25 protein-coding genes are annotated in these 26,344 nt (G+C 71.8%); 15 read left to right on the top strand and 10 right to left on the bottom strand.

What is annotated here, in order from left to right; genetic code table 11:
* Positions 1–102: 102 nt before the first annotated feature.
* From ABT093_RS08560 to ABT093_RS08525, 8 genes are all read right to left on the bottom strand, one after another.
* Positions 103–777 carry a response regulator gene (locus tag ABT093_RS08560; protein WP_350561831.1) on the bottom strand — a complete coding sequence of 225 codons (675 nt, stop codon included), beginning with the start codon at positions 775–777 and terminating at the stop codon, positions 103–105.
* The gene (locus ABT093_RS08555; RefSeq protein WP_350561829.1) at positions 774–3,419 is read right to left on the bottom strand and encodes an ATP-binding protein; all 2,646 of its coding nucleotides are present in this window, start codon (positions 3,417–3,419) and stop codon (positions 774–776) included. The genes ABT093_RS08560 and ABT093_RS08555 overlap by 4 nt, the downstream gene beginning before the upstream one ends.
* Before the next feature lie 115 nt (positions 3,420–3,534).
* Positions 3,535–4,158, bottom strand: coding sequence for a potassium-transporting ATPase subunit KdpC (gene kdpC, locus ABT093_RS08550; protein ID WP_350561827.1), 624 nt, complete (start codon positions 4,156–4,158; stop codon positions 3,535–3,537).
* Positions 4,159–4,177: 19 nt separating this feature from the next.
* Positions 4,178–6,298, bottom strand: a complete 2,121-nt coding sequence (kdpB, locus tag ABT093_RS08545) for a potassium-transporting ATPase subunit KdpB (protein WP_350561825.1) — start codon at positions 6,296–6,298, stop codon at positions 4,178–4,180.
* The gene (gene kdpA / locus ABT093_RS08540) at positions 6,298–7,959 is read right to left on the bottom strand and encodes a potassium-transporting ATPase subunit KdpA (protein ID WP_350561823.1); all 1,662 of its coding nucleotides are present in this window, start codon (positions 7,957–7,959) and stop codon (positions 6,298–6,300) included. Before kdpA ends, kdpB begins: the two co-directional genes overlap by 1 nt.
* A gap of 1 nt (position 7,960) precedes the next feature.
* Positions 7,961–8,050, bottom strand: coding sequence for a K(+)-transporting ATPase subunit F (kdpF, locus tag ABT093_RS08535; RefSeq protein ID WP_238863773.1), 90 nt, complete (start codon positions 8,048–8,050; stop codon positions 7,961–7,963).
* A 422-nt stretch (positions 8,051–8,472) separates the two neighbouring features.
* A complete protein-coding gene (locus tag ABT093_RS08530; RefSeq protein WP_350561967.1) occupies positions 8,473–10,467 on the bottom strand; it encodes an APC family permease in 1,995 nt (664 codons plus the stop codon).
* A 354-nt stretch (positions 10,468–10,821) separates the two neighbouring features.
* The gene (locus tag ABT093_RS08525) at positions 10,822–12,660 is read right to left on the bottom strand and encodes an APC family permease (RefSeq protein ID WP_350561821.1); all 1,839 of its coding nucleotides are present in this window, start codon (positions 12,658–12,660) and stop codon (positions 10,822–10,824) included.
* A 302-nt stretch (positions 12,661–12,962) separates the two neighbouring features.
* Here ABT093_RS08525 and ABT093_RS08520 point away from each other — a divergent pair, with 302 nt between their 5' ends.
* Positions 12,963–13,646: an HAD family hydrolase gene (locus tag ABT093_RS08520; RefSeq protein ID WP_350561819.1), complete on the top strand. Its 684-nt coding sequence runs from the start codon at positions 12,963–12,965 to the stop codon at positions 13,644–13,646.
* A gap of 535 nt (positions 13,647–14,181) precedes the next feature.
* Positions 14,182–15,465 (top strand): hypothetical protein, encoded by a 1,284-nt coding sequence (locus tag ABT093_RS08515; protein ID WP_350561817.1) that lies wholly within the window; start codon positions 14,182–14,184, stop codon positions 15,463–15,465.
* A gap of 163 nt (positions 15,466–15,628) precedes the next feature.
* Here the strand turns inward: ABT093_RS08515 and ABT093_RS08510 are convergent, their stop codons facing one another.
* Both ABT093_RS08510 and ABT093_RS08505 read right to left on the bottom strand, forming a co-directional pair.
* On the bottom strand, positions 15,629–16,315 hold the full coding sequence (locus ABT093_RS08510) for an HAD family hydrolase (RefSeq protein WP_350561815.1): 687 nt from the start codon (positions 16,313–16,315) through the stop codon (positions 15,629–15,631).
* Positions 16,312–17,160 (bottom strand): GntR family transcriptional regulator, encoded by an 849-nt coding sequence (locus tag ABT093_RS08505; RefSeq protein WP_350561813.1) that lies wholly within the window; start codon positions 17,158–17,160, stop codon positions 16,312–16,314. The genes ABT093_RS08510 and ABT093_RS08505 overlap by 4 nt, the downstream gene beginning before the upstream one ends.
* Before the next feature lie 492 nt (positions 17,161–17,652).
* Between ABT093_RS08505 and ABT093_RS08500 the strand changes: the two genes are divergently transcribed.
* The 13 genes from ABT093_RS08500 to ABT093_RS08440 all read left to right on the top strand — a co-directional run bounded on the left by ABT093_RS08500 (position 17,653) and on the right by ABT093_RS08440 (position 26,169).
* A complete protein-coding gene (locus ABT093_RS08500; RefSeq protein ID WP_350561811.1) occupies positions 17,653–17,865 on the top strand; it encodes a hypothetical protein in 213 nt (70 codons plus the stop codon).
* Between the two features lie 91 nt (positions 17,866–17,956).
* Complete coding sequence (locus ABT093_RS08495) at positions 17,957–18,982, top strand: DUF2637 domain-containing protein (RefSeq protein WP_350561809.1); 1,026 nt, start codon at positions 17,957–17,959, stop codon at positions 18,980–18,982.
* Complete coding sequence (locus tag ABT093_RS08490) at positions 18,979–19,197, top strand: hypothetical protein (RefSeq protein WP_350561807.1); 219 nt, start codon at positions 18,979–18,981, stop codon at positions 19,195–19,197. The genes ABT093_RS08495 and ABT093_RS08490 overlap by 4 nt, the downstream gene beginning before the upstream one ends.
* The gene (locus ABT093_RS08485; RefSeq protein WP_350561805.1) at positions 19,194–19,430 is read left to right on the top strand and encodes a hypothetical protein; all 237 of its coding nucleotides are present in this window, start codon (positions 19,194–19,196) and stop codon (positions 19,428–19,430) included. The genes ABT093_RS08490 and ABT093_RS08485 overlap by 4 nt, the downstream gene beginning before the upstream one ends.
* A gap of 1 nt (position 19,431) precedes the next feature.
* Positions 19,432–19,611, top strand: a complete 180-nt coding sequence (locus ABT093_RS08480; RefSeq protein ID WP_350561803.1) for a hypothetical protein — start codon at positions 19,432–19,434, stop codon at positions 19,609–19,611.
* Positions 19,612–19,783: 172 nt separating this feature from the next.
* Entirely contained in the window at positions 19,784–20,905 is a 1,122-nt protein-coding gene (locus tag ABT093_RS08475) for a hypothetical protein (protein WP_350561801.1), read from the top strand.
* 15 nt (positions 20,906–20,920) lie between these two features.
* The gene (locus ABT093_RS08470; RefSeq protein ID WP_350561799.1) at positions 20,921–21,328 is read left to right on the top strand and encodes a hypothetical protein; all 408 of its coding nucleotides are present in this window, start codon (positions 20,921–20,923) and stop codon (positions 21,326–21,328) included.
* 3 nt (positions 21,329–21,331) lie between these two features.
* Positions 21,332–22,264: a hypothetical protein gene (locus ABT093_RS08465; protein WP_350561797.1), complete on the top strand. Its 933-nt coding sequence runs from the start codon at positions 21,332–21,334 to the stop codon at positions 22,262–22,264.
* Between the two features lie 263 nt (positions 22,265–22,527).
* Positions 22,528–22,854 (top strand): hypothetical protein, encoded by a 327-nt coding sequence (locus ABT093_RS08460; RefSeq protein WP_350561795.1) that lies wholly within the window; start codon positions 22,528–22,530, stop codon positions 22,852–22,854.
* 114 nt (positions 22,855–22,968) lie between these two features.
* Positions 22,969–23,376 carry a hypothetical protein gene (locus tag ABT093_RS08455; protein WP_350561793.1) on the top strand — a complete coding sequence of 136 codons (408 nt, stop codon included), beginning with the start codon at positions 22,969–22,971 and terminating at the stop codon, positions 23,374–23,376.
* 105 nt (positions 23,377–23,481) lie between these two features.
* Positions 23,482–23,769, top strand: a complete 288-nt coding sequence (locus ABT093_RS08450; RefSeq protein ID WP_350561791.1) for a hypothetical protein — start codon at positions 23,482–23,484, stop codon at positions 23,767–23,769.
* Positions 23,766–24,110: a hypothetical protein gene (locus tag ABT093_RS08445; protein ID WP_350561789.1), complete on the top strand. Its 345-nt coding sequence runs from the start codon at positions 23,766–23,768 to the stop codon at positions 24,108–24,110. The genes ABT093_RS08450 and ABT093_RS08445 overlap by 4 nt, the downstream gene beginning before the upstream one ends.
* 76 nt (positions 24,111–24,186) lie before the next feature.
* A complete protein-coding gene (locus tag ABT093_RS08440; RefSeq protein WP_350561787.1) occupies positions 24,187–26,169 on the top strand; it encodes a DUF3987 domain-containing protein in 1,983 nt (660 codons plus the stop codon).
* Positions 26,170–26,344: the final 175 nt, after the last annotated feature.

Raw genomic sequence — 26,344 nt, 5'->3', positions numbered from 1 at the left:
CACCGCTGACGCTATGCCCGCGAACGGGTGGTTCCGGCGGGTCTTGACGGGCTGTTGTCGTTCGGGAGGCCGCTCTTGACGGCTCGTTGACGCGTGGGCCGGTCAGGGCTCGTAGCGGTAGCCGATTCCCGGTTCGGTGATCAGGTGGCGCGGCCGGGCCGGATCGCGCTCCAGCTTCCGCCGCAGCCCGGCCAGGTAGACCCGCAGGTAGTTGCCGCGCCGCTCCTGGGCCGGCCCCCAGACCTCGCGCAGGATCTGCCGCCCGGGCACCAGCCGGCCCGGGTTGGCCAGCAGCAGGGCGAGGATCCGCCACTCGGTCGGGGTGAGCCGCACCGGGCCGTCCGGACCGGTCACGGTGGTGGCGTCGAGGTCCACCGTGTGGTCGCCGATCACCGGCGCGGGCGCCGGGCCGGCGACCGGCGGGCGGCGCAGCACGGCGCGCAGCCGGGCCAGCAGCTCCTCCATCAGGAACGGCTTGGTGAGGTAGTCGTCGGCGCCCGCGTCCAGCGCGTCGACCTTGTCGGCGGCGCCGGAGCGGCCGGAGAGCACGATGATCGGCACCGCGCTGCGGCGGCGCAGGCCGCGCAGCACGTCCATGCCGTCCAGGTCGGGCAGGCCGAGGTCGAGCAGGACGGCGTCGGGGGCGCTGCGCGCGGCGCGGTCCAGGGCCTCGCCGCCGGTGGCGGCGGTGCGGACGGCGTACTGCCGGGCGCCCAGGTTGATCCGCAGGGTGCGCAGCAGCGCCGGCTCGTCGTCGACGACGAGGATCTCGCTCACGCGGGGGCCTCCGCGGGGTGGTCGGCCGACGGCGCGTGCGCCGCGGGCAGGGTGAGCAGCATGGTGGTGCCGCCGCCGGGGGTGTCCTCGACCTCCAGGCTGCCGCCCATGGCCTCGGCCAGGCCGCGGGAGAGCGCGAGGCCGAGGCCGACGCCGGTGGTGTTGTCGGTGTCGCCGAGGCGCTGGAAGGGCAGGAAGACCCGGTCGCGGTCCTCGGGGGCGATGCCGGGGCCGCGGTCGATCACCCGCAGCTCGACGCGGTCCCGCAGGTGGCTGGCGGCGACCAGCACGGGCGCGCCGGGCGCGTTGTGCCGCAGGGCGTTGGTGATCACGTTGGCGAGCACCCGTTCCAGCAGCGGCGGGTCGGCGAGCACCGGCGGCACGGTCTCCAGATCGAGCGGCTGGACGGGCGCGTACGGGTCGGCGAGCGAGTCGAGGGCGCGCGGCAGGATGTCGTCGAGGTGGGTCTCGGCGAGGTGCAGGGTGAGCGCGCCGGCCTGGAGTCGGCTCATGTCGAGCAGGTTGTCCACCAGACGGGTGAGTTTGACCAGCGACTCGTCGGCGGTGGCGAGCAGTTCGGCCTGGTCCTCGGGCGAGAACTCGACGTCGGGGCTGCGCAGCGAGCCGACCGAGGCGAGGGCGGCGGCCAGCGGGGTGCGCAGGTCGTGGCTGACGGCGGCGAGCAGGGCGGTGCGCATCCGGTCGGCGGCCTTGATCGGTTCGACCTCGGCGGCGACCACGGCGAGCCGGTCGCGTTCCAGGGCGGCGGCGACGTGCGCGGCGAAGGCGGTGAGGACCCGCTGGTCGGCGGCGGGCAGCCGGCGGCCGGTGAGGACCAGCACGGCGTCGGCGCCGACCGGGACCTCGGTGGTCACCTCGTCCCGTTCCGGCCCGGGCTCCGCGCCGGCGCCGGCGGGAGCGGCCCCGGCGGCGCCCGCGGAGGCGTCGCAGGAGGCCAGCACCTCGCCGCCGGTGCGTTCCAGCAGGGCGACGGTGCGCATCCCGAAGGCGGTACGGGACTTCTCCAGCAGGGCGGGCAGCGCGTCGGCGCCGCGCAGCACGCTGCCGGCCAGGGTGGAGAGCGTCTCGGCCTCGGCGGTGGCCCGGGCCGCCCGGGCGGTGAGCCGGGTGGCGTGGTCGACCACGGTGGAGACGGTCAGCGCGACGGCGGCGAAGACCACCAGGGCGATGATGTTGTTGGTCTCGCCGATGGTGAAGTCGTGGACGGGCGGGATGAAGAAGTAGTTGAGCAGCACCGAGGCGACCAGCGAGGCCAGCAGGGCCGAGGTCGCGCCGCCGAGCAGGGCGACGATCACCACGCCGAGCTGGAAGATCAGCGCGTCGGTGGTGAGGTTGACGGTCTCGTGGAACTGCGAGAGCAGCGCGGTCAGCAGCCAGGGCACCACCAGGCCGGCGAGGAAGCCGGCGACGGTGCGCCGCCGGGAGTGGCGGCGGCCGAGCGCGGGCAGCCGGCCGCGGCCGGTGAACTCGTGGGTGACCATGTGGACGTCGATGTCCTCGGAGGCGTCCACGGTGGTCTCGCCGATGCCGGGGCCGGTGAGGAAGCGGGTGATCCGGCCGCGCCGGCTGGTGCCGAGCACCAGCTGGGTGGCGTCGTGGGCGCGGGCGAAGGCGAGCAGCGAGGTGGGGATGTCGTCGCCGACGACCACGTGGTAGCTGCCGCCGAGGGTCTCCACCAGCTGCCGCTGCTGGGCGAGGGCTCCGGAGGAGGCGCCGGCCAGGCCGTCGCTGCGGGTGACGTGGACGGCGAGCAGGTCGCCGCCGGCGGTGCGGAGAGAGGGGCGGCGCGAAGCGCCTCGGCCAAGGGTGGCGGTGGGCGACGGGCGGGAGATGCGGGCGGCGCGGCGGATCAGCGTCTCGCCCTCGGGTCCGCCGGTGAGGGCGACCACGACGCGCTCGCGGGTCTCCCAGACCCGGTCGATGTTGTGGCTGGCCCGGTAGTCGCGCAGGCCCTCGTCGACCCGCCCGGCCACCCAGAGCAGGGCGAGTTCGCGCAGGGCGGTGAGGTTGCCGACCCGGAAGTAGTGGGAGAGCGCGGCGTCCACCTTCTCCGCCCTGTAGACGTTGCCGTGGGCCATCCGGCGGCGCAGCGCCTGGGGGGCCATGTCGACGAGTTCGATCTGGTCGGCCCGGCGCACCACCTCGTCCGGGACGGTCTCGCGCTGCGGGATGCCGGTGATCTTCTGGACGACGTCGTTCAGCGATTCCAGGTGCTGGATGTTGACGGTGGTGATGACGTCGATCCCGGCGTCCAGCAGCTCCTCGACGTCCTGCCAGCGCTTGCCGTTGCGCCCGCCGGGGACGTTGGTGTGGGCGAGCTCGTCGACCAGCACGACGGCGGGCCGGCGCGCGATCACCGCGTCGAGGTCCATCTCCTCGAAGTCGGCGTCCCGGTAGGAGCGGTGGGCCCGGGGCAGGACCTCCAGGCCGTGCAGCATGGACTCGGTGTGCCGGCGGCCGTGGCACTCGATGTAGCCGACGACGACGTCGGCGCCGCGGTCCTGTCTGCGCCGTGCCTCGTCCAGCATCCGGTAGGTCTTGCCGACACCGGGGGCGGAGCCGAGGTACACCCTCAGCCGGCCGCGTCGGTGGCCGGTGCCGGGGGTGAGGTCGCGGGCCATGGGCGCTGCTCTTTCGTCGTCTGCGGCGTACGGGGGACGGACGGCGGGCCGACCCGGGCCCGGGGTGTCTCCCCGGCCCGGATCGGCCCGTCTCAGGTGCTCGGCCGAACGGCCGTCACTTCTGGTCCTCCAGAGCCCTGTTCAGCAGGACGACGTTGACGCCCGGCTGTCCGAGGAAGCCCAGCGAGCGGCCGTCGGTGTACTTCCCGACCAGCTTGCGGACGGTGTCCGCCGGCAGGCCGCGGGCACCGGCGACCCGGTCGACCTGCTGCTCGGCGTAGGCGGTGGAGATGTGCGGGTCGAGGCCGGAGCCGGAGGCGGTGACCGCGTCGGCCGGGACGCTCGCCGGGTCGACGCCGTCGAACGCGGCGACGGCCTGGCGGCGCTCCTCGACGGTCTTGGTGAGGTCCTCGCTGTTGGGGCCCAGGTTGGAGGCGCCGGAGGCCTTCGGGTCGTAGGCGCCGGGCCGCGGCTGGAACCACTGCGGGTCCGGCCGGGGGGCCTCGTCGGCGTCGTTCGGGTCCTGCTTGGGCAGGTTGAAGTTCTGGCCGAGCAGGCTGGAGCCGGCCTCCTTGCCGTCGGCCTCGACGATCGAGCCGTTGGCCTGGTCGTTGAAGACGGCCTGGGCGACGCCGGTGACCAGCAGCGGGTAGGCGATGCCGAGGAGCACCGTCAGGACCAGCAGGGCGCGCAGCGCGGTGAGGTAGGTGCGCACGGCGGTGGGCAGGGGCTTGGACATGATGCGTTCTCCTCTCTTGCTAGTTGAGGCCGGGGATGAACTGGACGACCAGGTCGATCAGTTTGATGCCGACGAACGGGACGACCAGGCCGCCGAAGCCGTAGAGGCCGATGTTGCGGCGCAGCAGGGAGCCGGCGTCGGTGGGGCGGTAGCGCACGCCGCGCAGGGCCAGCGGGATGAGGCCGATGATGACCAGGGCGTTGAAGATGATCGCCGAGGTGATCGCGGACTGCGGGCTGTGCAGGTGCATGATGTTCAGCTTCTCCAGGCCCGGGTAGACCGCCGCGAACATCGCCGGGATGATCGCGAAGTACTTGGCGACGTCGTTGGCGATGGAGAAGGTGGTCAGGGCGCCGCGGGTGATGAGGAGCTGCTTGCCGATCTCGACGATCTCGATCAGCTTGGTGGGGTTGGAGTCCAGGTCGACCATGTTGCCGGCCTCCTTGGCCGCCATGGTGCCGGTGTTCATCGCGACACCGACGTCGGCCTGGGCGAGGGCGGGGGCGTCGTTGGTGCCGTCGCCCGTCATCGCGACCAGCTTGCCGCCGGCCTGCTCCTTCTTGATCAGGGCCATCTTGTCCTCGGGGGTGGCCTCGGCGAGGAAGTCGTCCACGCCCGCCTCCTCCGCGATCGCCCGGGCGGTCAGCGGGTTGTCGCCGGTGATCATGACGGTCCTGATGCCCATCCGGCGCAGTTCGTCGAACCGCTCGCGCATGCCCTCCTTGACCACGTCCTTGAGGTGGATGACACCGAGGACGCGGGCCGGGGCGTCGGCGATCCTGGTGGCGACGACCAGCGGGGTGCCGCCGGCCCCGGAGATGCCGTCGACCAGGGAGGAGACCTCGTCGGTGACGGTGCCGCCGTTGCCGGTGACCCAGGCGGCGACGGCGGCGGCCGCGCCCTTGCGGACCTGGTGGACGCCTTCGGGTTCGTCCAGGTCGACGCCGGACATCCGGGTCTGCGCCGTGAACGGCACCCAGGTGGCGTGGGTCAGCTCGCCCTGGGCGCGGGCCCGCAGGCCGTAGCCGGTCTTGGCGAGGACGACGATCGAGCGGCCCTCCGGCGTCTCGTCGGCCAGCGAGGAGAGCTGGGCGGCGTCGGCCAGTTCGTCGGTGGACACGCCGGTCACCGAGAGGAACTCGGAGGCCTGGCGGTTGCCGAGGGTGATGGTGCCGGTCTTGTCGAGCAGCAGGGTGTTGACGTCGCCGGCGGCCTCGACGGCCCGGCCGGACATCGCCAGCACGTTGCGCTGCACCAGCCGGTCCATACCGGCGATGCCGATCGCCGAGAGCAGCGCGCCGATGGTGGTCGGGATCAGCGCCACGATCAGCGCGACCAGCACGATCATCGACTGCGGGGCGCCCGCGTAGGTCGCCATCGGCTGCAGGGTGACGACCGCGATCAGGAAGACGATGGTCAGCGAGGCCAGCAGGATGTTGAGCGCGATCTCGTTGGGCGTCTTCTGCCGGGCGGCGCCCTCGACCAGGGCGATCATCCGGTCGATGAAGGTCTTGCCGGGCTCGGAGGAGATCTTCACCACGATCCGGTCGGACAGCACCTTGGTGCCGCCGGTCACCGCGGAGCGGTCACCGCCCGACTCGCGGATCACCGGAGCGGACTCGCCGGTGATCGCCGACTCGTCGACCGAGGCGACGCCCTCGACGACGTCGCCGTCGCCGGGGATGATCTGGCCGGCCTCGACCACCACGTGGTCGCCGAGCCGCAGCGCGGTGCCGGCCACCTCCTCCTCGGCCCGGGACGCCGGCCAGTCGGTCAGCCGGCGGGCCAGGGTGTCGGTCTTGGTGCGGCGCAGGGTGTCCGCCTGCGCCTTGCCGCGGCCCTCGGCGACCGCCTCGGCCAGGTTGGCGAAGACGGTGGTCAGCCAGAGCCACACCGTGATCGACCAGGCGAACACGCTCGGGTCGGCTATCGCGGAGACGGTGGTGACGATCGAGCCGACCTCGACCACGAACATCACCGGGTTCTTGACCATCACCCGGGGGTCGAGCTTCTTCACCGCGTCCGGGAGGGACGCCACGATCAGCTTGGGGTCCAGCAGGCCGCTGGCCGCTCTGTGCGGCGCCTCGGCGGGCGCCGTCTCCGGCTGCGGGGCCGGCTTCTCAGCAAGGGTGGACGACATCAGGAGAGACCTTCCGCGATCGGCCCGAGAGCCAGGGCCGGGAAGTAGGTGAGGCCGACGACGATCAGGACGACGCCCGACAGCAGGCCCACGAACAGCGGCTTGTGGGTGGGCAGGGTGCCCGGGGTGGCGGGGACCGGCTGCTGCTGCGCGAGCGCGCCGGCCAGGGCGAGGACGAAGACCATCGGCACGAACCGGCCGAAGACCATCGCCAGGCCGATCGCGGTGTCGTACCAGTCGGTGTTCACGGTGATGCCGCCGAACGCCGAGCCGTTGTTGTTCGCGCCCGAGGTGAACGCGTACAGCACCTCGGAGAAGCCGTGGGCACCGGTGTTCAGCATCCCGGCCCGCTCGCCCGGCAGCGCCATCGCCACACCCGTGCCGACCAGCACGATGGTCGGGGTGGTCAGGATGTAGAGGGAGGCGAACTTCATCTCCCGGCCGCCGAGCTTCTTGCCCAGGTACTCCGGGGTGCGTCCGACCATCAGGCCGGCCACGAAGACCGCCACGACCGCCAGCACCAGCATCCCGTACAGGCCCGAGCCCACACCGCCGGGCGCGATCTCGCCCAGCATCATGTCGAACATCGTCAGACCGCCGCCGAACGCGGTGTACGAGTCGTGGAAGGAGTTCACCGCGCCGGTCGAGGTCAGCGTCGTCGACGCCGCGAACATCGAGCTGGCCGCGATGCCGAAGCGCTGCTCCTTGCCCTCCAGCGCCCCGCCGGCCGCCTGCAGGGCGCTGCCCGCGTGCTGCGACTCGGAGAAGGTGATCAGCGCCGTCGAGGCGATCCAGAACAGCGCCATCACCGAGACGATCGCGTAGCCCTGGCGGTGGTCGCCGACCATCCGGCCGAAGGCGCGCGGCAGCGCGAACGGGATCAGCAGGATGAGGAAGACCTCGACCAGGTTGGAGAAGCCGCTCGGGTTCTCGAAGGGGTGCGCCGAGTTGGCGTTGTAGAAGCCGCCGCCGTTGGTGCCCAGCAGCTTGATGACCTCCTGCGAGGCCACCGTCCCGCCCGGGACCGCCTGCGGGTCGCCCGCCAGGGTGGTCACCTCGTGGAAGCCGTGGAAGTTCTGCACCACGCCGCTCGCCACCAGGACCAGGGCGAAGACGATCGCGACCGGCAGCAGCAGCCGCACGCTGATCCGGGTGAGGTCCACCCAGAAGTTGCCGACCCGGTCGGTCCGGTTGCGCGTGAAACCGCGGATCAGGGTCGCCACCACGGCGATGCCGACGGCCGCGGAGACGAAGTTCTGCACCGCCAGGCCGGCCATCTGGGCCAGGTGCCCCATCGCGGCCTCGCCGCTGTAGGACTGCCAGTTGGTGTTGGCGACGAAGGAGATCGCGGTGTTCCAGGCCTGGTGGCCCTCCATCCGCGGCACGCCCAGGTTGAGCGGCAGCCACTGCTGGAGGCGGATCAGGCCGTAGAGGAAGAGGACGGAGACGGCCGAGAAGGCCAGCACCGAGCGCAGGTAGACCGGCCAGCGCTGGTCGGCGTCGGCGTCCACGCCGATCACCCTGTAGAGCGCCTTCTCCGCTCTGAGGTGCTTGGAGGTGGTCAGGATGCGGGCGATGTAGTCGCCCAGGGGCCGGTAGCACAGGGCCAGCGCGCCCACCAGGGCGAGGACCTGCAGCCAGCCCGCGAGAGTCGAGCCCATGTCAGAACTTCTCCGGGTAGATCAGCGCCACGACGAGGTAGCCGACGAGGGCGACGGCCACGATGAGACCTGCGACGTTCTCCGCACTCACGCGCCCACCTCGCTACGCTCGGCAGCCGCTTCGCGCCACGCGCCGCTCTTGGGGGTTCGCTCGCTACGCTCGCTCACAGCTTCTCCACCCCCCGTGCGATCAGGGCGATGACGCCGAACACGGCGAGCGTGACGGCGACGTAGATGAGATCGGACATGGGCTCCACCACGGTGGTTCAGAGGTGGCCGCGTCTCCCGCGCCGAAGCGGAGGGGGTGCGGCACCGGCGGCGGGCCGGCATGGCCAGCCAACCGCGCTCACGGAGCGTCAACGGCTCTCTTGACGCCCTCCATACGGCGCCCGTTCGATTGTTGACGGGCTCCATACGGGCCCTTGTCCGGGCCGTGACCGGGTGCCGTGACCGGGTGCGCCGAGGCCCCGGACGGCGGGTGCCGTCCGGGGCCTCGTACCGGTTCGCGGGCGCCTACCCGCGCTCGGGGGCCGCCGTCCTCTCCCGCTCGGCGCGCAGGTCGGGCTCGCCGCGCCGGACGGCGCCGGGGGCGCGCCGCGAGGGCCGGTTGGCCCGGTTGGAGGAGGTCAGCTGCCAGGGCACGCTGATCACCATCACGCCCGGGGTGAACAGCAGCCGGCTCTTCAGCCAGAGCGCCGACTGGTTGTGCAGCAGGTGCTCCCACCAGTGGCCGACCACGTACTCGGGGATGAACACCGCCACCGCGTCCTGCGGGCTGCTGCGCCGCTGGTCCCGCACGTACTGCACCACCGGCTTGGTGATCTCCCGGTACGGCGAGTCCAGCACCTTCAGCGGCACCTGGAGGTCCAGCTCCCGCCACCGGCGCTGCAGTTCCCCGGTGGCGTCCTGTTCCACCGCCACGGTGAGCGCCTCCAGCGAGTCCGGCGCGAACGCCTGCGCGTAGCCGAGCGCCCGCAGGGTCGGCTTGTGCACCTTGGAGACCAGCACGATGCCGTGCACCCGGGACGGCCTCCTCGACTCGGCCCGCGCGTCGTCCACCGCCAGTTCCTCGGCGACGCTGTCGTAGTGCCGGCGGATGCCGCGCATCATCACCCACAGCACCACCGCGGCCACCACGGCCAGCCAGGCGCCCTGGGTGAACTTGGTCAGCAGCACGATGACCAGCACCAGCGCGGTGGTGACCCCGCCGGCGAAGTTGATCACCCGGGAGCGCTGGGCGGAGCGGCGCACCGCCGGGTCGGTCTCGGTGGCCAGGGTCCGGTTCCAGTGCCGCACCATGCCGATCTGCGACAGCGTGAAGGAGGTGAAGACGCCCAGGATGTACAGGTGGATGAGGCTGGTGACGTCCGCGTCGTAGAGCCAGAGCAGCCCGCCGGCCACCACCGCGAGCGCGATGATGCCGTTGGAGAAGGCCAGCCGGTCGCCGCGGGTGTGCATCTGCCGGGGCAGGTAGCGGTGCTCGGCCAGGATCGAGGCGAGCAGCGGGAAGCCGTTGAACGCGGTGTTGGCCGCCAGGATCAGCACCAGCGCGGTGACCGCCTGGACGGCGTAGAAGAGGACGCTGTGGTCCCCGCCGAAGATCGCCGCCGCCAACTGGGCGATCACGGTCTGCTGCGGCGCGCTCGCGCAGTCCCCGGCGAAGCCCGTCAGGTGGCAGGCGTCGTCGGCGATGTGGACCTCGGAGATCAGCGCCAGGGAGGTGATGCCGACGAACATGACCACGGCCGTGGTGCCCATCACGGCCATCGTGGCGGCGGCGTTGCGCGACTTCGGCGCCCGGAAGGCCGGCACGCCGTTGGAGATCGCCTCCACGCCGGTCAGCGCCGTGCAGCCGGAGGCGAACGCCCGCAGCCCCAGCATCAGCAGCCCGAGGCCGGCCAGGCTGTCCTTGCCGTCCTCCGGCACGATCCCGTACGAGGCGCTGGACGCCACCGGCGCGTCCCCGAAGGCCACCCGGATCAGGCCGGTGACCACCATCAGCAGGATCGCGCCGATGAACAGGTAGGTCGGCGCGGCGAAGGCCTTGCCGGACTCGCGCACGCCGCGCAGGTTCATCGCCATCAGCAGCACGACGAAGCCGAGCGCCAGCTCCACCCGGTGGTCCGCGAGCGAGGGCAGCGCCGAGATGATGTTGTCCACGCCGGAGGCCACCGAGACGGCGACCGTCATCACGTAGTCGACCAGCAGCGAGGCGGCCACCACCAGGCCCGAGTTGGCGCCCAGGTTGCGGGAGACCACCTCGTAGGAGCCGCCGCCGCTCGGGTAGGCGTGCACGACCTGGCGGTAGGACATCACCACGACCGCCATCAGCGCGACCACGCCGGCCGCGACCCACGGGGTCAGGTAGAGGAAGGCGGTGCCGCCGACGGTGAGCACCAGCAGGATCTCCTGGGTCGCGTAGGCGACCGAGGAGAGCGGGTCGGAGGCGAAGATCGGCAGGGCCAGGCGCTTGGGGAGCAGGGTCTCGCCGAGCTCCTCGCTGCGCATCGCCCTGCCGATCACGAGGCGCTTGAGCGCCTGGGGCACGTTGAACACATCGGCGAGCGTAAGCGTGTGCGACGGGCGCGCAATGGGCCGTTCCGGCGTGCCCATGACGGCCGCCGTGACGGACGGGCGGGATGTTTTCGCAGGTCGGGGCCGCTATGGGTGAAGTGTTCCGGGTGGGGCGGGGGCGTTTCGGAGGCGTTAAGAGGGGGCGTTAAGACATCGTCAAGATATGACGATCAGGCCGCTTACATGGGACATATCCCTGCAATTTGTTCAGGGGGGGCTGTTCACGAGGGATGTTCAGCTGAGCTGTTCAGGCGAGCTGTTCAGGGGGCCGCCGGCCCGTCGGGCCGTTCACATCCGCATCCGGAGCCGGCAGACCACCGCGTCGGTGTGCCGGCGCAGCGCCCGGTCGATCACGGCGCCGCGGCGGTTCTGCAGCGCGCGCTGCCAGGGGCGGACCGGCTCGACCTCGGGGATGAGGACGGTGAGGCGGTCGTAGGCGTGCTCGGCGGCGAGCTCGTTGACGAAGGCGGCGATCGGCGGGCCGAGGCGGCGGTGCGCGTCCGGGATCTCGACCAGCGGCACCCCGGGCCGCCACAGCTCCCAGTCCCGGCGCAGCGCCTCGGCCTCCGCCGGCTCGTGGACGACGGTGACCGCCATGACCTCGTCGCCGAGCGAGAGGGCGGCGGAGAGGCCGTCGCGGGTGAGGCGGGTGATGGCGGTGACCGGGACCACGACCAGGCTGCGCTGCGGGGTGAGCGGTCCGGGCACACGCCCCAGTTCGAGGCGGTCGCCGATCCGGGCGTAGCCGCGGTGCACCGCCTCGAACAGCAGGACCAGCAGGGGCAGGGCCACGCAGATGCCCCAGGCGCCCTCGGTGAACTTGGTGCCGGTGACGACGAGCGCGGCGACGCCGGTGAGCAGCGCGCCGAAGCCGTTCAGCGCCGCCCTGGCCCTCCAGCGGGCGGGCCGGCGCAGGGACCAGTGACGGACCATGCCGACCTGGCAGACGGTGAAGCCGACGAACACGCCGATCGCGAAGAGCGGCACCAGGCTGTTGACGTCCCCGCCGGAGCCGACCAGCAGGAGGGCGGAGACGGCGGCCAGGAAGAGCACGCCGTGGCGGTGGACCTGCCGGTCGGCGCGCAGGGCGAAGACGTGCGGCAGGTGGTTGTCGCGGGCCAGCAGGTGGAGCAGGACGGGCAGGCCGCCGAAGGAGGTGTTGGCGGCCAGTCCGAGCAGGACGACGGTGGCGAACTGCACCAGGTAGAAGCCGGCGCCGTGGCCGAGCGAGGCGTCGGCCAGCTGGGCGAGCACGGTGACGCCCTCGACCGGCTGGAGGTGGAAGCGGCCGATCAGCACGGCCAGTCCGATCAGCATCACGCCGAGCAGCGCGCCGAGCGCGACCTCGGTGTGCTGCGCGCGCTTCACGCCCGGCGTGCGGAAGGACGGGACGGCGTTCGCCACCGCCTCCACGCCGGTCAGCGCCGAGCAGCCGGCCGCGAAGGCCTTGAGCAGCAGCAGGGCGCCCACCGCGGTCGCGTTGTCGGCGAGGACGGAGGCGTGACCCGCGGCCGCCGCGGTGCTCGCCGGCGCGTCCCGGAACAGGCCGACCACGATGATCGCCAGGATCGAGAGCACGAAGACGGCGGTCGGGGCCATGAACCAGCGGGCCGACTCGGCGATCCCGCGCAGGTTCACCGCCGTCACCAGCGCCAGCACGCCCAGGCACAGCCACACCCGGTCCTCGTACAGGCCCGGCACGGCGGAGGTGAGCGCCGCCACGCCGGCCGTCACCGACACCGCCACGTTCAGGACGTAGTCGATCACCAGCGAGGCCGCCGCCGTCAGCGCCGTGCGCCGGCCCAGGTGCGCCTTGGCCACCGCGTACGAGCCGCCGCCGTCCGGGAAGGCCGCGATGACCTGGCGGTAGGAGGCGACCAGCACCGCCAGCAGCACCGCGATCGCCGCCGTGACCGGCACCGTGAACCCGAGGCCGTACGCCCCCGCGGCCGCCAGTACCAGCACCACCGACTCCGGCCCGTAGGCCACCGACGCCATCGCGTCCAGGGAGAGCGAGGCCAGACCGCCGAGCGCGGTCAGCCGGTGCCGGTCCGGGGCTCCGTCGCCGGTGTCCGGCGGCTCGGGCCCGGGCTCGGCGGCGACGGCCGGGGCGAGGGGGCTGGACATCGGACGGGACCTCCGCAGTCGATCGGTTGATCCGATCCTGCGGCCGGCGGCCAGTCCCGCCCCTCGGCCCCTACGCGTTCCTGACGCGCCGTCGCCCGCTCTTGACGGGCCCTTGACGGCGGCTGGGCGGGGTGGGCGGACCGCTGTCCCGGCGGACGCCGGTTGGGAAGACGATCAGCACTGCGCGGCGGCCGAGCTGAACGGTCCGACCCCACCCTGCCCCACCACTGTGCTGCCTGACGCACGTAATTGCAAGCTATTCGCAATAACGCCCCATCCATCGACTCCACTACTCTCCGCACATGTCCCGCCACTCCCCGCCCCCGCCGTCCTCCCCTCTCCTCCTGATCGACCTGGACCACACCCTGGTCGAACGCGACGGCGCCCCCGACGCCTGGGCCCCCGCTTTCTGCGCCACCCACGGCCTGCCCGCCGAGGCCGCCCCCGCCGTCCACGCCCTGCTGCGCGCCGACCGCTCCCCCGACGGCTTCGCCCGCATCGCCGCCCGCTACGGCCTCCCCCACTCCGGCACCGCCCTCTGGGAGGCGCACGTCGCCCACGAAGCCGCCCGCACCCACCCGCTCCCCGGCGTGCCCGAGGCCCTCGCCACCCTCCGCGCGGCCGGCTGGACCATCGCCGTCGTCACCAACGGCTCCACCGGCGTCCAGCGCGCCAAACTCGCCCGCACCGGCCTGCTTCCCGCCGTCGACGCCGTCTGCGTCTCCGAGGAGGCCGGCGCCCGCAAACCGGCCCCCGAGATCTTCCACCTCGCCGCCGCCCGCCTCGGCCGCACCCTCACCCCCGCCGACTGGATGGTCGGCAACAACCCCGCCACCGACCTCCGCGGCGCCCACGCCGCCGGCCTCCGCTCCATCTGGATCACCCCCACCCCGCCCCCGCCCCTCCCCCCGTCCCACCCCACCCCCACCCACACCGCCCCCGACACCCCCACCGCCGCCACCCTCCTCCTCACCCACCCCCGGTGACCCCCGAAACGACAAAAGGCCCCCGGTTCACGTCTCCGTGAACCGGGGGCCTTCCATCTATCCTGTGGCTGGTGCAGGGTTCGAACCTGCGTAGCTTGCGCGACAGATTTACAGACCGCTGACCAGGCATGCCCTGACCTGCAGACTCTTGATCACGGTCCAGATCTGGTCCGCCTCTGGTCCGGATCATCCTCCGATATGCGGCTTCCACATCGCCGCACCTCAATCCTGGCCAGCCGCTACGCCCATTCAAATGCCATGTCCATGATCGCTACCCGTGCTGGCCCGGTACGGGACTTTCCCACTCGCCTGGTACGCGCATCGCCCTGCCCCGCCCTCCACGGACCCACATCCCACCGATAGGCATCGATCGCAAGTGTGAGCTGCACTGGATGGCCGCCGAAGGAGACTCTCGGAAACGCAGTGCAACCGTTGGCGACATCCGCAATACTTGGCATCTTGCACATGGATCATGTGTGCGCGAGGGTGCAATGAGCGCGCAAGTGCGCAAACCGCTAATGGTGGGGTGCTTCGCATGAGTGTCGAACAGTGGTTGCCAGGCTCCGAGATTTCCACGGATTCACCGCTCCTTCTCCTGGAGCGCAAACTAAAAGCGGACAATGTCACATATGAACGCTCTGCACTATCCTTCGGTTCAGCATGCGCCCTGCGAATTAAGATCAAAAACGGCCGAGAATGTCGGACCGTGTTGATCGATGAAAACGATGCTTCCGACTGCATGGGCCTAAATCTCTCCGAAGTTCGAGCCCTGGGCAACTATTCGGCCTTCGACTATCCGGACAATGGGCCTTGCATTGAGGTTCAACTCGCAGGTTCAGTTTCTTTTCAATTTCGCACCTTGCAGAGAATTCCCGGATTTCAAATTCAGGAAAACGAGCAGCGACGCCTTAGTCGCGACGAAGGCTGGACTGTCCCGATCTGCGGGGGACCGGAGAGCGGATGGTCTGCCGAGATCGGACCCTCCTCCGAGATTTTGCAACTGCTTTCACAAAGGCATGGGACCGCTTCACTCAAGCTCAGAAATATTTCGGGAAGAACCCATGACGAGTCGCTACTGACGCTTGAGAAGGTAGCCAATGCGATTATTTTCGACCTCGACGTAAAGTATGGCATATCACTGGAACTACTGCGAGTAAGGTCGCACATTCCGCGCGCCAGGCGCCCGCCCTTCGACTCGATAATCACCCCTCCAGGATCCCCAAGACTCGAATACGGGAAGGAGCCACTCAGCCTTTACCAGTACGCCCGATCGGCGCTGGGAATGCCGCTTCTCGAATTCCTGGCATACTATCAAGTGCTGGAATACTATTACCCGCGATACAGCCAGAGAGACACTCTCGACAGGCTCAGGAATGAGTTGAGACACCCACGCTTTAATGTAAATAGCGATGGCGATCTAGCTCGGGTCCTCCAGATCTCGCGACAGTCGGGTAGGGGGTTCGGCGATGAGCGGAGTCAGTTGACTTCAACGCTCCGATACTGCGTCTCAGAAGAAAGCCTAAAGGAATTCATCCTAGACTTGAGCGAGTCACAAATAGAACACTTTACGGGGAAGCAGGAGATCAAGGGCATCAAGCCCCTGTCTTTGAAGGGGGACCTAATTGGCCAGGTGAGCGAGCGAGCATACGACGTGCGCTGTCGCGTGGTGCACTCCAAGGAGGGGGGTGGAGCTAGCTCGGAAAATGGACTCCTCCTCCCGTTCTCGAAGGAAGCGGATGCCGTCCGGATCGAGAGTTTGATGATGAGATTTCTAGCCCAGAAGGTTCTAGTCGCCAGCGCTTCGCCAATGGCTATTTAGCGGGGTTTAGGAGGCTGTGACTCAAAGCAGCACGGGATGATATCTCAGTCCCTTGAACTCGATCCATATGGCGGTGCTGCGATGATGGACAACTCTCACTCACAGATCTCGACTTCACGGGCCGACGGAAAGCTCATTCGCGGGTCGCGTATGCCCTGCCGCCTCAAGCAATCGCACCGGCGATGAGCTGCATCGAACCTACGATCACCACTGCTCCAGCCGCAGTGAGCTTGGCGCTCTTCCCCGGCTTGTTAGCGTAGCCAATCGTGGGAACATCGGCAGCTCCTCCGGCCTCGACATCACGCGCCGCGTCGCCGATGAAGATGCAGTGCTCTGGCCTGGTGCCTGCGGCTTCCATGGCTTCGAACAGGAGACGCGGGTTCGGCTTCATGGAGGAGGGGTCACCCGGGGCGCGGCCGAAGACGCCGGCCACGTAGTCGCTGAGGCCGTGCTCGGCGAGGTAGGCCTCGATGGCCGCGCCCGCGTTGTTGCTGACCACGGAGACTAGACGGCCGGAGCGGGCACACGCGCGGAGAACCAATTCTCCGCCCGGGGTCGGGCGAGCCACCTGAACAGCTTCGGTCTCCAGCGCGGCCAGCGCAGCGTCCGTGCGGTCCGTGAGATCGGGGCGAGTGTCCGAGATCAGCCGGAGCAAGGCGAGCGGATCGCTCTCCTCCTCGGCTCCGGCCGGGGCCTGCTCGCCAATAGCGAGCAGGCCCTCACGGAGTCGGCGCGCGACTTCCGGGGCAGGCAGGCCTGCGAAGACCGAGCACACCGGGCCGTCGAAGTCGAGCAGCACGTGCTTCACCGGCCGCAGTACGTCAGCAAGTTGCTGAGGGGTGGCGATCATGGCTGCCGCTCGTACGCGATCGTGCTCCACACGCTGTCGAACCACATCTGGGCCTGCTGGACGTACTGCGAGCCGAGTGAGGCGTCGTCCGGGCCGGCGGCGTGGTGGAACAGGGTGGTGTCCTTGCCGGTGACGTCGTAGAAGGTGTGGTCGGTGTCGTCGATCGCCACGGTGCGCTCGCGGAGCGGGTAGAAGCCGAAGAACGCCTCCTGCCTGTTCAGGATGTACAGCTTGAACAGGCTGGATGCCCGATGGACCTTGACCTGAACGCTGGCCTTCTGGACCAGACCCAGCTCGGCCAGCATCTCCACCGAGTGGGCGATGCCGCCGGCGTTCGTCAGGGCGATGTTGCGGGCGCGCTCCCGGAGAGCAGCCTCGTCCTGGAGGCCGTCGACGAGTACCGGCACGGCCATGGGCGCCGTGGTGTCCGGCAGCAGTAGCCGGATGGTGATGGACTCCGGTGCCAGTCGGCCGGAGCGGACCTTGTCGAGCGGCTCCTGGAGCGCGTTGTGCAGCGTCTCGCTGGAGAAGCCTGCGAAGTCGAGGGTCACCTGCTGCTGCTCGAAGGCGGCTTCGAGGTGAGGCCGCAGCCCGACCGGCCGGGACGTCCGCTCCCGCACGAAGGAGCCGCTCCCCTGGCGGGTCACGATCAGCCCCTCGGTGCGGAGCAGGTCGAGTGCCTTGTCCACCGTGCCGCGCGCCACGCCGAAGTGCTTCGCCAGCTCGGGGCCTGAGGGGAGTTTGTCGCCGGTCTCGAATCCCGGCTTCTTGGTGAGGATCGAGGCCCGCAGAGAGCTGCCGACCTGCTGATACGGGGGACGCGAGTCGTCCGGGTCCAAGGCCATGGGCCAATGCTAGGGCAGGTGCCCAACAGGCGCGAGAAACCCAACTCTCTTGACCTGCCTAAGCAGGTTCTCTATGTTGTGAGTGTCGCACCGAGTGAGACAGGGGTGACACAGAGGGGTCTTCTTTGGGCTGCTCTGACCTGCACAAATGCGCCCGTGAATGGCCGGCCTACCGCCGCGCTCAGGGCGAAGGGGCCCGGGACAGATCGGGCCGAGGCATCCCGGCGCCTTGTCAGATCGGAGACCTAGATCAAAAGGCCGCGCCCGCCTGCAAGGGCGCAGACCTGCTGGCCGCCCTAGGCAACCGGGGCGGCCAGTGCTGTTGATCAACGTTGGTCGGGCCTGTGAGAACGGGGCCGCCGCGCCTTCCTTGGCCGGAGCGCGGCGACCCCTCACGGGCCCACACCCCAGAGAAGAGGTAGGCCCATAAGGCTGATTATCGCGGGCCAGACGGCCGCGGACGAAGACGAGCTCTCCGAGCTGGCGCTCGGCGTGGACGAGCAGCTGTTCACCGGGGTCGCCGGCGAGGGCGAGATCGAGCGCGCGGCCCGGCTGGACGCGGCGCACGCGATGCTGGCGGACCTGCGCCGGGAGGACCCGGAGCTGGCCGCCTACGCCGAGCGCCTGCTGCGGTGGGCGCCGGTGCCGCTACGGCGGCCGGCGGTCATCCGGCGCACGGCGAGCACCCTCCGGGTGGCGGCGTGAACGCCAACGAGTTCACCGCGCTCACGGTCGCCGTGAGCGCGCTCACCAGCCGCTCACTGCGGCCGGAGCGGGGGCCGCGATGAAGGCGGCAATGAGTCCCGCGCAGATCCGTTCGGCCGAGCGCGCGTTGACCGCCGGGACGTGGGCGATCACGTTCGGCGCGGTCCTCTACAGCGTGCTCACGGTGACCCCGCTCATGGCCGGCCACACCCCGCCCGGGTGGCAGTGGACGGCCCCGATCCTGCCGCTCGTCGTGGACGCGGCCGTAGTGATCGTCGTGCGCATGGACGCCACGCTTGCCCGCCTGAACGGCGACGGCGGACGCTGGCCGGTAGTCCTGCGCTGGATGACCGGCCTCATGACGGTGCTGCTCAACATTGGTCTCTCCGCCCTCGACCGGGACGGGGTCGGGGTCGCGGTCCACTCGGTCGCGCCGCTGCTGCTGATCGTCACGGCCGAGACGTCCCTCGCCTACCGGCGGGCGATCGCCGCCGCGCTGGCCGCCCGTGAAGACGCTGAGCGGGCCGAGCGCGAGCAGCGCGAACAGCGGGCCGAGGCACATCGTCAGGAGGATCGGGCCGAACGGCTCGCCCGGTTCGAAGCCGCCGAGCGGGCCGAGCGTGAACGCCGTGAGCACGACGCGCGCGAGGCCGACAAGCAGCGTGAGCACGAAGCCCAGCTCGCCCGCGAGGAGCGCGCGGAGACCGCGCGCCGCGAGGCTGCGGAGCGCGAGGAGAAGGCCCGGCAGGAGGCCGCCGAGCGGGCCGACCGCGAGCGTCGTGAGCACGAACGGCGTGAGCGTGAGCGCCGTGAGCGCGAGGCGAGCGATCGTGAGCACGCTGCCCGGGCCGAGGCCGAACGACGCGAGCGGGAGGCCGCCGAGCGCGCCCGCGCCGAGCTGCTGGCCGCCGGTCCCGCCGAGGAGCGCCTGCCGGAGGAGCGCGCCCGCGAGATGGTCAAGGCCGCCATCGAGGCCGGGCTGCCACAGCGCCAGGCGGTGGAGCTGACCGGCTGGTCCGCCGGCTGGATCGCCGCCCGCTACAAGGAACACCCGGACGCCGCCCGGCCCGCCCTGCACGCCGTCCCCACCACGACCGCTGAGGAGCAGGCATCGTGACCGTCGAGCCCACGGCCGACCCGCAGTTCATCACCTACATGGCCGCCTTCCAGGCCGCCACGGAGCACACCGCCACCTGCGCGCCGTGCCAGGACGGGCAGCCCTGCCCGATCGGCGACCCGCTCCACCACGCCTTCCTCACCGAGAAGGCCGCCTGGGAGGACAACCAGCGCCACCGCGGCGCGCAGGTCGGCAAGGACGGCGGTGCGAGGTGAAGGCGATCACCTCCCTGCCGCTGGTCGGCACCGTCCGCCGTGACGGCGTGGCCTACCGGGTCGCCGACCCCGTACCGCTGGACGTGGTCAGCGGCCTGATCCGCGAGCCGTGGTGCTCGCGCCTGGTGGTCTCCGACGCCCGCAACGGCGGCGCCGGCCCCGCCGAGTTCACCGCGATGTGCGTGGTCGACGGCGAGCCGTTCGTCCTCGTCGGCCGGATCGGGGGCCGCTGAGATGGCCCTCCTCTCCCGCCGCACCGAGTCCCGGCCCAGCACCCGCACCGACACCCCGGACCACGTCGACGCCGACGGCCGGACCTGGACCGGCGCCGACTACGACGAGGCCCGCGCCAACGGCCGCCCGCTGAACGCCCCGCGCACCACCCACAGCAACAACCAGCTCGGCCGCCGCTGACCGCCCGAGGCGCGCACCCCGGCACACTCTCCGTTGTGCGGGGTGCGCGCCTCTCCTGACCTGGAGAAACGCACGTGATCGGCAACCTGATCTGCCTGCTCCTGCTCAGCGGGGACGCGGCGCTCACCTACTACTGCATCCGCCTGCTGGCCCGCCGCGGGGGGTGGAACCGGTGACCACACCTCCGCCGAACGGTGACTGGGACGACGACCTCGCGAACATCCTGCAGAGGCCTACCGCCTACACCACCCCCACCGCTCCCGGGCCCGCCCCCACGCCGCCGGCCCCGCCGGTTCCGCCGCGGCCCGCCGTGCCGCCGATGCCCTCGGCGCCGCGGACCGTCCCGCCGCAGGCCCCGTTCGGCCCGGCCACCGCCGAGCCGGTCAGCGCCCCGGAGTGGTGGCGCAAGGACGGCCCCACCCCCGTGCACACCCCCGTCCCGCTCGGCGGCGACCAGGGCGCCCGGCCGTCCATGGAGGCCGCCGCAGCCGCCTTCTGGGCCCCCGTCGGGCGAATCCTCACCGAGCAGGTCCCGCACATCGCCTCGCAGGTCGGCCAGCTCCTCACCGAGACCGAGGCCCAGCGCCACGCCCGCGAGCAGGTCCAGTACGAGGCCCTGATCAACTCCCAGCGAGCGGTGCGCGACGCCCAGTACGCCGCCGCCGGCGAAACCCCCGAGCAGCGCGCCGAGCGCCACCGCGTCGAGCAGATCCTCACCCCCGACCACCGCCGGGACGACCTCGTCGGCCTGGTCGACCTGCTCGCCGACCGGATCGGCGAGAGTCCCGAGGAGCGCGCCGCCCGCCGCGAGGCCGAACAGGGGCTGGACCGGCAGCGGGCCCGCGCCCGCCAGGACGCCGTCCTGGCTGCCCGGGGGGAGACCCCCGAGCAGCGCACCCGCCGCCACCGCCGCCAGCAGCTCGCCGACCGGCGCGAGGCCGCCACCCGGGCCCGCCGCCAGCGCCGCCGCGCCGCCCGCGCCGCCGGTCCCTCCGACCGGACCCGGCGCTTCCGCCGCTGGTGCGTCCTCACCGCGCTCAGCGCGACCGGCGGCTACGTCACCGGCCTGGTGCCGCTGATCAGCCCCGGCGGGCCGCTCGTCGGCCTGCTGCTGGCCGCCTTCGGCTGGGGCCTGGACCTGCTCGCCCGCGACGGGGGCCGCCTGCGGGTGAGCGAGGTCCGCGGCCCCGGGCCCCTCGCGCTCCTGGTCGTCCTGCGCGTCCCGGTCGCCTCCGGCCTCGCCGTCGCCCTCAGTCTGGGCCCCGCCATCGCCGCCCTCCCCCTCTACCGCTGAAGGAGCACACCCACCATGAGCAGCCTCATCGCCCTGGGCAGCGGCGGCGCCGCCACCGTCGCGACCTTCTACCTCTACGTCGGCATCCGCGGGAAGAACAAGATCGACGTCAAGCCGGACAACGTCCCCTACTGGTCCTACGGCATCGGGCTGCTCGCGGCCAACGCCGGCGCCGCGTTCCAGCAACTGCCCACCATCGGCACCCAGTTGAACGACGCGTTCCAGGGCAACCCGGCCATCGGGGAGTGGAAGCCCGGCGCCACCGCCGCCATCGCCACGATCGCGGTGTTCGGGCTCGCGCCCCGCGCGTGGAAGGACGCCCTCCTCGGCGCCATCAGCCCCTCCCTGTTCGTCTACGCCGGGGGACTGTGGGCCATCCCCGGCTCGTTCCTCAGCAGCCTCCTCACCTCGGTCGTGGCCTGAGCCATGGAGAACCTGATCCCGGAGAAGCTGTTCCCCACCGAGCGCGCGACCGCCGGCCACCGCCTGCGGATCGTCGCCACCCTGGCCTGGCCCGTCACCGGCCTCATGACCGGCACCCCGGTCCTGATCCGCCGGCTCACCGCCCCCCAGCGCGAGCGTCGCGCCGAGGCCGCCGCGCTCCAGGCCAAGCAGGACCAGATCGCCGCCCTGGCCACCGAGGCCGCCGAGGCCGCGTTCGCCAAGAAGCTCGCGGGCGAGCCCGACGCGGCCAAGCGCGCCGCGATGGTCCACGCCCAGGAAGCGGCGGAGGTCACGGCCCGCCAGGTCGCGCTGGAGCGCGCCAAGGCCGACCGCAAGGCCAAGCGCAGCAAGTTCGGGGACACCGCCGGCGCGGCCGCCCTGATGCTGATCGTCGGCGGGCCCCTCGTCTGGTCCCTCGCCCGCCCCCTGATCGAGCCCGGCATAGGCCTGCTGCTCGGCGGCTGGTGGATCGCCGCCCTCCTCCACGCCCCCTCCCCCGTGAAGACCCGCACCGCCAGCACTGGGGAGGACGTCGGCGACCCGGCCGCCGACAACGCCGACGACGACCAGGAGCAGGCCGAGCCGGGGGTCTCCCCGACCCTCGGCCCGGCCGAACTGGCGGCCACCGTCGAGCACATGGTCGCCCTGCGCGCGCAGGGCGACGGTGGGGCCGGGAAGGTACTCCTCTCCGAGGTGCTCGCCAGCCTCCAGCGGCACGGCCGCTACCCCGGCGCCAGCACCCGCGATTTCGGAGCCGCTGTGAGGGCCGCCGGCCTCCCCGTCGAGAAGCGCGTGCGGGTCGGCGAAGCGATCTCCCCGGGCCTCACCGCGGCGGGCCTGACGGCTCACCTCGGACACCCCCCGCGCCTGCCCGCCCACGCGGTCCCCGACCACACCCCCGCCGAGGCCGCCTGAAGCACCGCCCCACAGCCCCCGTCCGGCTGTCCGTACGGGGGGCTGCTGGCGGCTTCCTCGGCCCCTTCCGCGACCCCTCTCCCCCGCCCCGCCCAAGCCCCCCTCCCGCTCGACCACACCCGCGCTCTGACCTGCGAAAACCACACGACTACATCCCCGACCACAGCTCGACTACACCCCCGACCACATTGCCCCGGGAAGGGGCCAACGGAGCGCGCCGCCAGCACCTTCCGCGCCGCCCCGCCGTCTGAAAGGAAGGCCGCATGGCCGCCGAGCACGACGACCCGTACGACGCCTACGCCGACGAGGAAGACGTCGACAGGCCGACCCGCGCCGAGGACAAGGCGTTCGAGATCGCCCTCGACGTCGCCGACGAACAGCGCCGCGCCGAGGAGGAGCGGGCCGCCGGCCCGCAGCCCGGTCACACCGAGATGTGCGAGGGCTGCCACGGATCCGGCGGCGGCTACGAGGACGAGGCCTGGGACGACGACGCGTGCGACGTCGTCACCGTCGCGTACGACCACTGCCCCGAGTGCGGAGGCTGCGGCTTCTACGACTGCGACGGCACCTGCGAGACCAGCCAGGGCTGACCCGGCCCGCCCGGCCGGCCGTGCCGTCCGCGCCCCCGCCGCAGCCAGCGGCAGGGGCGCGGGCGGTGCGGGGACCGGACAGACCGGATCCGCACCCCCTGGAGGCGCGAGCACATGGCCGACCCGCACACCCCGTACTTCGAGGACGTCCTGGCCGCACTCGGCGACAACGCCGACCGGACCGAGTCGTTCGCCCAGTACTGCAACGACGACGGCGAGCGGATGCTCGCCGAGATCTTCATCCGGCTCGACGACGACCGTGCTGGCGCCGTCGGCTACCCGCACGGCCTGGGCCTGTTCTGGACCCAGACCGTCGGCTGGCTCTGGATGCGCGGCACGAGCGACGGCCGCTTCTCCAACGAGCAGCCGCTGGTCCGCGCCCTGGTCGCCACCCCCGCCAGCATCACCGCCGCCGTCCACAGCCTCCTGACCGGCCGGACCACCGAGCTTCCCCTGCGGGGCGAGGACGCCTCGCCGTCCACCTATCCGGCGCTGGAGGAACTGACCCGCGCCACCAGCTGAACCCGCCCCCACGCAACGCGAAGCCCCGTACCAGCCGCCGAATCTTGGCAGAGAGACGGCTGGTGCGGGGCGTTCCGATCCCTTCGTAGAGACCAGAGGACCAGCATGCCCGGAAACGCCCCCGGCCCGCAGCCCGTCTGCGAGGCCGCCCTGCTCGGCGACGCCGGCCCTTGCGAGGGCCCGCGCGATGCCGTGACCGTCCTCGACCGCCACGGCACCTCCACCAAGGCCTGCGTGCCCCACGGCATCCGCCTGCACGCCAGCCTCACCGACGCGCACGTCCTGCCCGGCAGCGTCCCCGACGCGGACACCGAGGTCCGCGAACGCTCCCGCACCACCTCGGCGTTCGCCTGGCTCGACCACCACCAGCCGCCCGACTGGGACAAGCGGTGAACGAGCGGACCCCGCCGCTCGGCGACACCGGCGGCCTGTGGCAGGCCGTCCTCGCCGCAGCCGCCGGCCGCTGCCAGTGCCGAGGCACCTGCGGCAAGGCCCACGACAAGGACGGCGGGCGCTGTCCCGCCGGCCACGGCGGCTACGTCCGCCACGGCACCGGCCCCGTCCACCTGCTCGCCGCACTCGCCAACCCGGACGCCCTGCTGCTGCCCGCGCACCGCGCCGCCGCCCTGCCGAAGCGGGAGCTGGCCGCGTGGTGCCCGGCCTGCCACGACGCCACCCGCCGCGCCGCCCGGCAGGCCACCGCCCCGGCCACCGCGCCGGACGCCCTCTTCTGACCTCCCACCCTCTCGCGGCCCGCGCCCGGCACCGCCCGGGCGCGGGCCGCCCCGCTCCGTACGAAAGGAGCCCATCGTGAGCGCTGAGTCCGCGCACCCGAACGTGATCCCGTTCCGGCCCGAACCCGCCGAGGTCAAGGCCGCCGAACAGGCCGTCATCGGCGCCGCCCTCCTTGACCCCGTCCAGATCCCCGCGCTCGCCGCCCAGCTCGGCGATCCCGGCGCGTTCTACCACCCCGCGCACGAGACCATCTGGCGCGCCATCACCCGCATGGCCGACGGCGAGCGGCCGGTGGACCCGCTGCTGCTGACCGGCGTCCTGCGCGCGCAGGGCGACCTCAGCCGCATCGGTGGGCCTGGCTACCTGCACACCTGTATCGAGGCCACCCCCACCGCGGCGAACGGCGACTACTACGCCGAGATCGTACGCGCGGCCGCCGAGCGGCGCCGGATCAACACCGCCACCAGCCGCCTGGCCCACATGGCCGGGGACAGTGGGGCCGACCTGGACGACGTGCGCGCCGCCGCCCTGGCCGCGCTCGCCGACCTCGCCACCGGCGAGAGCTGGCTCGACCCCGTCCCGCTCGGCTCCCACGGCACCCTGCCCACCTTCCCCGTCCACACCCTCCCGAAGTGGGTCGGCGCCTACGTGGACGCGGTGGCGGAGTTCACCCAGACCCCGCCCGACATGGCCGCCACCATGGCCCTCGCCGCCCTCTCCACCGCCGCCGGCGGGCGGGTCGGCGTGGAGATCCGGCCCGGCTGGCGCGAGCAGTGCAACCTCTACCTGGTGTGCGCGATGCCCCCGGCCAGCCGCAAGTCCGACGTCTTCGCGTTCATGACCGCACCGGTCTACCGCGTCGAGGACGAGCTGCGCGCCTCCGCCAGGGCCCGGATCATCGAGGCCGAGACGGCCAAGGAGACCGCGCTCGCCGAGGTCGACGCGCTCATGGCCAAGGCCCGCAAGAACCCCGACCTCGACCGCGCCCACCTGGTCGCCGAGATCGCCGGCGCGCGGATGCTGGCCGACGAGATCGTGGTCCCGCCCAGCCCGCGGCTGACGCTGTCCGGAGACATCACCCCGGAGACAGTCACCCACCAGCTCGGCGTGCACCGGTGCCTGGCCGCGCTCTCCCCCGAGGGCGACCTGTTCGACAGCATCGTCGGCCGCTACAGCAGCAAGCCCAACCTGGGCGTGTTCCTGCAGGCTCACAAGGGTGAGCGGCTGCAGGCCGACCGGATCACCCGCGAGCAGCCCACCGTCGACAAGCCCGCGCTCACCATCGGCGTCACCCCGCAGCCCGCCGTCCTCCAGGAGCTCGGTGCCGCCCCCGGGGCCCGGGACCGGGGCCTGCTCGCCCGCTTCCTGTACTCCCTGCCGCCCTCCAACCTCGGCTACCGCAAGATCCGCACCACCCCCGTTCCAGAGCAGGTCGCCGCCGCCTACGACCTGCGCCTCACCGCGCTCCTGCACACGCTCACCGCCCTCGACGAGCCGGTCACCGTCACGATGACCGAGGCCGCCGACCTCGCCGTGGAGAAGCTGCAGGAGAAGTTCGAGGTCCAGCTCCGTCCGGACGAGCCGCTCGCCCACATCAAGGACTGGGCCGGCAAGCTGGTCGGCCACATCGCCCGCATCGCCGTCCTGCTCCACCTCGCCGACCACGTCACCAACGACTGGCGCGCGCCCCTCCAGGCCGCCACCGTCGACCGGGCCGCCGAGATCGCCGAGTACTACACCGCCCACACCCTCGCCGTGTTCGACCTCATCGCCGCCGACCCCGCCACCGAGGACGCCCACGCCCTCCTCCAGTGGCTCCAGCGGCCGAAGCGGGACGGCACCCACCGCACCCACATCAAGGCCCACGACGCCGTCGCCAGCAGCCGCCGGTACAAGAAGGTTGCGGACGTCGAGCCCGCCCTGCAGCTGCTCGAACAGCATGGCTGGCTCCGCGCCGACCAGCCCCCGGCCGGCGGTCAGCGCGGCCGCCCGCAGGCCGTCACCTACCGCGTCCACCCGGCCGTGAGCACCCCCACGGACACGGAAACGATCACGTGACCGTCAGGAGTGTCAGGACAAAGCCCTGACCAGCAGAAACACTTCTGGACGGCCCGTCAGGGAACGTCAGGGCTGTCGGGGATAACCGAGATCCCCTGACAGCCCTGACAACCCCTGACGCCCTGCCCGGATCCAAAGTCGCAGGTCAGCGGTTTCCCCTGACATCCCTGACGCT

Origin of the sequence: Kitasatospora sp. NPDC002551 (assembly GCF_040296005.1) — a bacterium.
GTDB lineage: Bacteria > Actinomycetota > Actinomycetes > Streptomycetales > Streptomycetaceae > Kitasatospora.
Note: the sequence above shows the minus strand (reverse complement) of the source record. Positions and strands in the feature narration are given on the sequence as shown.